The sequence below is a fragment of the Bradyrhizobium sp. AT1 genome, assembly GCF_001590795.1.
Lineage (GTDB): Bacteria > Pseudomonadota > Alphaproteobacteria > Rhizobiales > Xanthobacteraceae > Bradyrhizobium.
In genome coordinates this window covers 1,142,863-1,148,862 of the sequence record NZ_JXDL01000001.1, presented here as the reverse complement: position 1 = coordinate 1,148,862, position 6,000 = coordinate 1,142,863, and the positions used below count along the sequence as shown (strand labels likewise).

At 64.8% G+C, this 6,000-nt stretch carries 6 protein-coding genes, 1 tRNA gene and 1 pseudogene; 7 read left to right on the top strand and 1 reads right to left on the bottom strand.

Features of this window, described 5'->3' with window-relative positions; genetic code table 11:
• The 4 genes and pseudogenes from SE92_RS05375 to SE92_RS05360 form a co-directional block, all read left to right on the top strand.
• Positions 1 to 661, top strand: a 661-nt coding sequence (locus SE92_RS05375) for an ADP-dependent NAD(P)H-hydrate dehydratase (RefSeq protein WP_198172563.1), incomplete at its 5' end; no start/stop codon positions are given.
• A complete protein-coding gene (locus SE92_RS05370; RefSeq protein WP_063194802.1) occupies positions 661 to 1,125 on the top strand; it encodes a GNAT family N-acetyltransferase in 465 nt (154 codons plus the stop codon). The genes SE92_RS05375 and SE92_RS05370, both read left to right, overlap by 1 nt.
• A 9-nt stretch (positions 1,126 to 1,134) precedes the next feature.
• Positions 1,135 to 1,429: pseudogene (locus SE92_RS34805) on the top strand (type II toxin-antitoxin system RelE/ParE family toxin).
• A gap of 1 nt (position 1,430) precedes the next feature.
• Positions 1,431 to 1,718 carry an addiction module antidote protein gene (locus tag SE92_RS05360; RefSeq protein WP_063194800.1) on the top strand — a complete coding sequence of 96 codons (288 nt, stop codon included), beginning with the start codon at positions 1,431 to 1,433 and terminating at the stop codon, positions 1,716 to 1,718.
• 9 nt (positions 1,719 to 1,727) lie between these two features.
• On the opposite strand, the gene SE92_RS05355 is transcribed toward SE92_RS05360, so the two are convergent.
• Complete coding sequence (locus tag SE92_RS05355) at positions 1,728 to 3,032, bottom strand: multicopper oxidase domain-containing protein (protein ID WP_063194799.1); 1,305 nt, start codon at positions 3,030 to 3,032, stop codon at positions 1,728 to 1,730.
• 154 nt (positions 3,033 to 3,186) lie between these two features.
• Between SE92_RS05355 and SE92_RS05350 the strand changes: the two genes are divergently transcribed.
• The 3 genes from SE92_RS05350 to SE92_RS05340 all read left to right on the top strand — a co-directional run bounded on the left by SE92_RS05350 (position 3,187) and on the right by SE92_RS05340 (position 5,724).
• Positions 3,187 to 3,271 (top strand) — tRNA-Leu (locus SE92_RS05350).
• Positions 3,272 to 3,444: 173 nt separating this feature from the next.
• Positions 3,445 to 4,806 carry a trigger factor gene (gene tig, locus SE92_RS05345; protein WP_063194798.1) on the top strand — a complete coding sequence of 454 codons (1,362 nt, stop codon included), beginning with the start codon at positions 3,445 to 3,447 and terminating at the stop codon, positions 4,804 to 4,806.
• Positions 4,807 to 5,088: 282 nt separating this feature from the next.
• Positions 5,089 to 5,724 (top strand): ATP-dependent Clp protease proteolytic subunit, encoded by a 636-nt coding sequence (locus SE92_RS05340; protein ID WP_063194797.1) that lies wholly within the window; start codon positions 5,089 to 5,091, stop codon positions 5,722 to 5,724.
• Positions 5,725 to 6,000: the final 276 nt, after the last annotated feature.

Below are 6,000 nucleotides of genomic sequence, written 5' to 3'. Positions count from 1 at the left end.
GGGCGCGCTGACGGCGGTGATGGTTCGGCCCGTCGATACCGCGGTCGAGTTCGGCGAGCTGCTCGGCGACAAGCGCTACGGCACCTGCATCATCGGCCCCGGCGCGGGCGTCGGTGAGCGCACCTGCGATCTCGTCCACACCGCGCTGGGCGCGCAGCGGCATCTGGTGCTCGATGCCGATGCGCTCACGAGCTTTGCCGCCAGGCCCGAGCGGCTGTTCGAATCGATCAAGTCCTCAGGTGACAAGGCGGTGGTGCTGACCCCGCACGAGGGCGAGTTTCCGCGCCTGTTCTCCGATCTCAGCAACAAGTTCCCGGGCCGTTCCAAGCTCGAGCGCGTGCGCACCGCCGCCGAGCGTTGCGGTGCCGTCGTGCTGCTGAAGGGGCCGGACACCACGATCGCGGCCCCCGACGGCCGCGCCACCATCGCCGCCAACGCGCCGCCCTGGCTCGCCACCGCCGGTGCCGGCGATGTCTTGTCCGGGATTATCGCAGGCCTGCTGGCGCAGGGCGTGCCGGCCTTCGAAGCCGCCAGCATCGGCGTGTGGATGCACGGCGAGGCGGCGCGCGAGGCGGGGCCGGGCCTGATCGCGGAAGACCTCACCGAGACGCTGCCCGCGGTGCACCGCCGGATCTACGACGCGCTGGGGGTGGAGTACTAGTGCTTCGGCAGCTCGCGCTCGCCGATATGGACGCGGCGGCGCAGATCCATCGGATTGCGTTCGACTTCGCGATGCCATGGCTCGCCGGGCTGCACACGCCGGATGAGGACCGCTGGTTCTACCGCGAGCGTGTGTTCCTGACGTGCCAAGTGTGGGGCCGCTTCGACGGTGGCGAACTGATCGGGATCATCGCGTTCCGCGAGGGGTGGATTGAGCAGCTCTACGTGCTCCCTACAGTCCAGGGCCGCGGTGCCGGCACCGAGCTCCTCGACATCGCGAAGGACGCCGGCGAACGGCTGGAGCTCTGGACCTTCCAGCGCAATACGCCGGCGCGGCGCTTCTACGAGGCGCGTGGGTTCGTGCAGGTGGAGCAAACCGAAGGGGCGAGGAACGAGGAGCGGGAGCCCGACGTCCGCTACCTCTGGACCCGTGGGCCACTTGATCCGCGGTCGATAGTAGTTTAAAAACTACACGTGGTTGAGCTCAAGCAAACCGAGACGTTTCGAAAGTGGCGATCGCGTCTCCGGGATCAGCGAGCCAGAGCGTTGATTTCCTCGCGCCTGGATCGGTTGGCTTAGGGACACCCCGGAGACGTCGAGCCCGTAGGCGATGGAATAAGCGAATTGCGTATCCATTATGGGCCCGGCTACCGCGTCTATTTTCAGAAGCGGGGCAATACGATCATCGTGTTGCTGTGCGGTGGCGATAAGAGCACGCAGGCGAAAGACATCAAGGCGGCAAAGCCTTGCCGCCATGTGGAGCAAATGACATGGCCGAGAAGCTGACGACTTATGATCCGGCCGAGGACCTTCAGTCCGACGAGGCGATTGCCGTCTTCATGGAGGAGGCGTTCAAGACGGAGGATGCGGCCTATATCGCACATGCGCTTGGCGTCGTCGCCCGTGCCAAAGGCATGACGCAGATCGCCAAGGATACCGGCCTGTCACGCGAGCAACTCTATCGCTCGTTCAGCACCAACGGCAATCCGACGCTCAAGACGACGATCGCGGTGATGAAGGCGCTGGGAATCGAGCTTACGGCCAAGCCGCACGTCTAGCTGCGTGTATCACTCCACCCCGTACCAGCGCACCAGCCGCGGCGCGGCCCAGTCTGTGGCGACGGATTCGAGCAGCCAGCGTCCGGGAGAGGCCGCGGCGAAGGCGATGCGCTGGGTCTGGCCGGGCTCGATCGCGAGCGTGTCGAGCCAGTAGGGCTTCCAGCCGTCATCGAGCTTGTCGAGCAGGCGGAAGGGTTGGCCGTGCAGGTGGAACACGGTTGTTGCGGGAGCAGCGTTTTTGAGGGCCAGCACGACGGTGCGGCCGGGCCTGGCGCGGAAGGCGGGCGCTGAGGCGGTCGAGAAGCCTGCCGGCCGTACCCAGCCGGCCTCTGTTGCGCCGAGCGCGACATCGAACCGCAGGGCGCCTCTCAGGTCGAGCTTCTCGGGCAGGTCGTTCGGAGGCAGCGGCTGCGCCGGCAACAGGGGCACGCGCCGCTCCAGCTGGCCGGATATCTTCAAGCTGCCGACCTGCCGGGAGGCCTTGCCGTCATGCAGCAGCAATGCGGCCGATGTGGCCGCATCCACGAAGGCGTCGGCACGGCCACCGGGCGCCAGCACCAGGGCGCCATTGCGCGCCGAAAACGGTTCGGCCGGCTGGCCGTCCAGCGCCATGACGCGGACGTCATGGCTTTCCAATTTGATTGCCAGAACAGTACGTTGGGAGCCGTTGATAAAGCGCAGGCGCAACCGCTCCCCAACTGCGGCTGAGAGTTCGAATGAACTCTGCCCGTTGATCGTATAGAGCGGCGTCGCGTCCTTCGCCTCCTGGCCCGGCGGGATCGCGGTGCCGTCGGGGCGCAGACGCCATTCCTCGATCAGCAGCACCTCGTCACGATCGACCGCGACCCCGGCGGTTTCGGCAGCGATGATCGGGAGCGGGCGCGCCGGTTGCTTCAAGCCATCCTCGAACAGGCGGAAGTCGGCCAGCAGGGTCCCTGCGTTGAGTATTGAAATAATTGATGTTTCAACCGCGTTGGGCGGCGCAGGCGCGCGCCCCCGGAGCGGGTCGGCCGGTGCCCCGCCGCTCAGGCCGTACCAGACTGGCGCAAGCGGCACAGGCAGATCGTTCCGAAACACCAGCTCGCAGCGGTCACCGCGCTTGAGACGGACGTCACGCACATGGCTTACGGCGGCCAGCTCCCAGATTGGTGTAGGCGGCTGGCCCGGCCTCAAAGCCAGCGTCGCCGGCCTGGCCTGAAGGGCGAGCTGGGCCGTCACCGGCGGGCCCGCGCCTGCCGCGATCAGCCCGGCCGCCGAGGCGCCAAGCCCGGCCAAAAGCTCGCGTCTGGTCGGGTGGAATATCCCAGATTTCATGCCTCGATCCGGACCACGCCGCGCTGGATAAGTCCAGCCGCAGCGCCTACTTGAAGCCTGCCGCCATCGGGCCATTTTTTTGCTGCGAACAGTCAGGCGCATGTTATAAGCCCGGCCGCCCGCGGCATCGCGGCCGGTCTTGATGCAACTTCACGCGGGCGTGGCGGAACTGGTAGACGCGCTGGATTTAGGTTCCAGTGACGAAAGTTGTGGGGGTTCGAGTCCCTCCGCCCGCACCAAGCGCTTATCGCGTTTGCACGGATTACGAGACCTGCTTTCGCGCGGATGTTTGTCCGCCGGGAGCCGGTCCGATTGAAGCACCGGCGTTGAGGCGTTTGCCTCGCGCCGGATCGATTAATGACAGCGTCCCGACGCATGCGCGCCGGGACCGAAGAGAAGAAGATTGGACGCCATGCAGGTCACAGAGACCCTCTCGGAAGGTTTGAAGCACGAGTTCAAGATCAGCGTCCCTGCGTCGGATCTCGACGCCAAGGCCGGTGCCAAGCTCGTTGACCTCAAGGACAAGGTCCGCATCAACGGCTTCCGTCCCGGCAAGGTGCCGGTCGCTCACCTGAAGAAGGTCTACGGCCGCTCGGTGATGGCCGAGACCATCGACCAGACCATCCGCGACACCAACACGCAGCTGTTCTCCGAGCGCGGCTTCCGCCTTGCGACCGAGCCGAAGATCACCATGCCGAGCGAGCAGGCCGAGGTCGAGGAGCTCCTCAGCGGCAAGACCGATCTGACCTACACGGTCGCGATCGAGGTGGTTCCCGCGATTGCGCTCGCCGACTTCAAGACCTTCGAAGTCGAGAAGCCCGTCGCCGACGTCACCGACGCCGACGTCGATGAGGCCATCAAGCGCATCGCCGATACCAACCGTACCTTTGCCGACAAGGGCGAGGGCGCCAAGGCCGCCTCGGGTGACCGCGTCACCATCAACTTCAAGGGCAGCATCAACGGCGAGGTCTTCGAGGGCGGCACCGGCGAGGGCATCCAGGTCGCCATCGGCTCCAACACCTTCATTCCCGGCTTCGAGGAGCAACTGATCGGCATCGGCGCGGGCGAGACGCGCACGCTGAAAGTGTCGTTCCCGAAGAACTACATGAACGAGAAGCTCGCCGGCCAGCCCGCCGAGTTCGAGACCACCGCGACGCTGATCGAGGCGCCGCAGGATCTCGCGATCGACGACGAGTTCGCCAAGACGCTCGGCCTCGAATCGCTGGACAAGCTGAAGGAAGCCGCGCGCGAGCGCCTGGTTGCCGAGTTTGCCGGCGCGACGCGCCAGCGCGTCAAGCGCGCGCTGCTCGACCGCCTCGACGAAGCGCACCGCTTCGAGGCGCCGCCCTCGCTGGTCGATGAAGAGTTCAATCTGATGTGGAACTCGGTCAAGGCCGAGATGGATTCCGCCGGCAAGACCTTCGCCGACGAGGACACCACCGAGGACAAGGCCAAGGAAGAGTACCGCAAGATCGCCGACCGCCGCGTGCGGCTCGGCCTCGTGCTCTCCGAGATCGGCGAGAAGAACAAGATCACCGTGACCGACGACGAGGTCGGCCGCGCTGTGATCGAGCGCGCGCGCTCGATGCCCGGCCGCGAGAAGGAAGTCTGGGACTATTACCGCAGCAACGCCCAGGCGCTGGCCCAGCTTCGCGCACCGATCTATGAGGACAAGGTCGTCGACTTCATCCTCGAGCTCGCCAAAGTGACCGAGAAGAAGGTCTCGCGCGAGGACCTCTACAAGGACGACGATGCGGAAAAGACCGCGGCCTGAAGGGTTTGACGAAGTCGTCTATTAAGGATGATCGGCAAAGAGGCCCAGCTAGCCAGATGGCCGGCTGGGCCTCTTTGTGCGAATCAGCTTCAACTGCCCGACGGATTAAGCCTTAATGCGCTCCGCACTTGTCAGAAGCGAATTGGGCTATATCTGTCGGTACGCCTTCTGCTTCTTACCCAAGTTCCTGCATCACAGGACGTCCATTCGCCCTTCCGGCAAATCCAGCCAAACTGGCCAGCCTGCCCGGCGATGTCCGTCTCCGAAAACCCTAGGTGACTCATGCGCGATCCGGTTGAAACCTACATGAACCTCGTGCCCATGGTGGTCGAGCAGACCAACCGTGGCGAGCGCGCCTACGACATCTTCTCGCGCCTCCTGAAGGAACGCATCATCTTCCTGACCGGGCCGGTCGAGGATGGTATGTCGACGCTGGTCGTCGCCCAGCTCTTGTTCCTCGAGGCGGAAAATCCGAAGAAGGAAATCTCGATGTACATCAACTCGCCGGGCGGCGTGGTGACGTCGGGGCTTGCGATCTACGACACCATGCAGTTCATCCGCCCGCCGGTCTCGACGCTGTGCACGGGGCAGGCCGCCTCGATGGGCTCGCTGCTGCTCGCCGCCGGCGAGAAAGACATGCGCTTCTCGCTGCCGAACGCGCGCATCATGGTGCACCAGCCCTCCGGCGGCTTCCAGGGCCAGGCCACCGACATCATGCTGCACGCCCAGGAAATCCTGAACCTGAAGAAGCGGCTCAACGAGATCTACGTCAAGCACACCGGCCAGACCTACAAGGCGATCGAGGACGCGCTGGAGCGCGACAAGTTCCTGACCGCGAACGACGCCAAGGAGTTCGGCCTGGTCGACAAGGTCATCGACAAGCGCGCCGAGGAGCCGGCAGCGGCGAAGACCCAGTAACACTACTGGGATGGACGGCGATCCCTCGGCAAGCCCTTGGGACCGCCGGTGACTTATCAGGTGGCGTTCACGCTATGGACGCGTGCGCGCCTTGCAAAACGCAGTTTTGCGCCCTGCAGCAGGCAGAAAGTTCCGCTTTCGTGCTTGTTTTTCGTGGCAATCCAGCAACGCGGTGGTGATTTCGGTCACTTCGCCCGTGCCAAGACCGGAAATCACGGTATTGTCACGGGTAGCCGGCGACCCCCGATTAGCGAATTCTTGATAGTCGGGTGACAG

What these genes read in the sequence shown, in the direction of transcription:
- SE92_RS05355 (WP_063194799.1), bottom strand. Translation starts at nt 3,032, where the DNA reads ATGAAATCTGGGATATTCCACCCGACCAGACGCGAGCTTTTGGCCGGG.
- SE92_RS05360 (WP_063194800.1), top strand. Translation starts at nt 1,431, where the DNA reads ATGGCCGAGAAGCTGACGACTTATGATCCGGCCGAGGACCTTCAGTCC.
- SE92_RS05340 (WP_063194797.1), top strand. Translation starts at nt 5,089, where the DNA reads ATGCGCGATCCGGTTGAAACCTACATGAACCTCGTGCCCATGGTGGTC.
- tig (WP_063194798.1), top strand. Translation starts at nt 3,445, where the DNA reads ATGCAGGTCACAGAGACCCTCTCGGAAGGTTTGAAGCACGAGTTCAAG.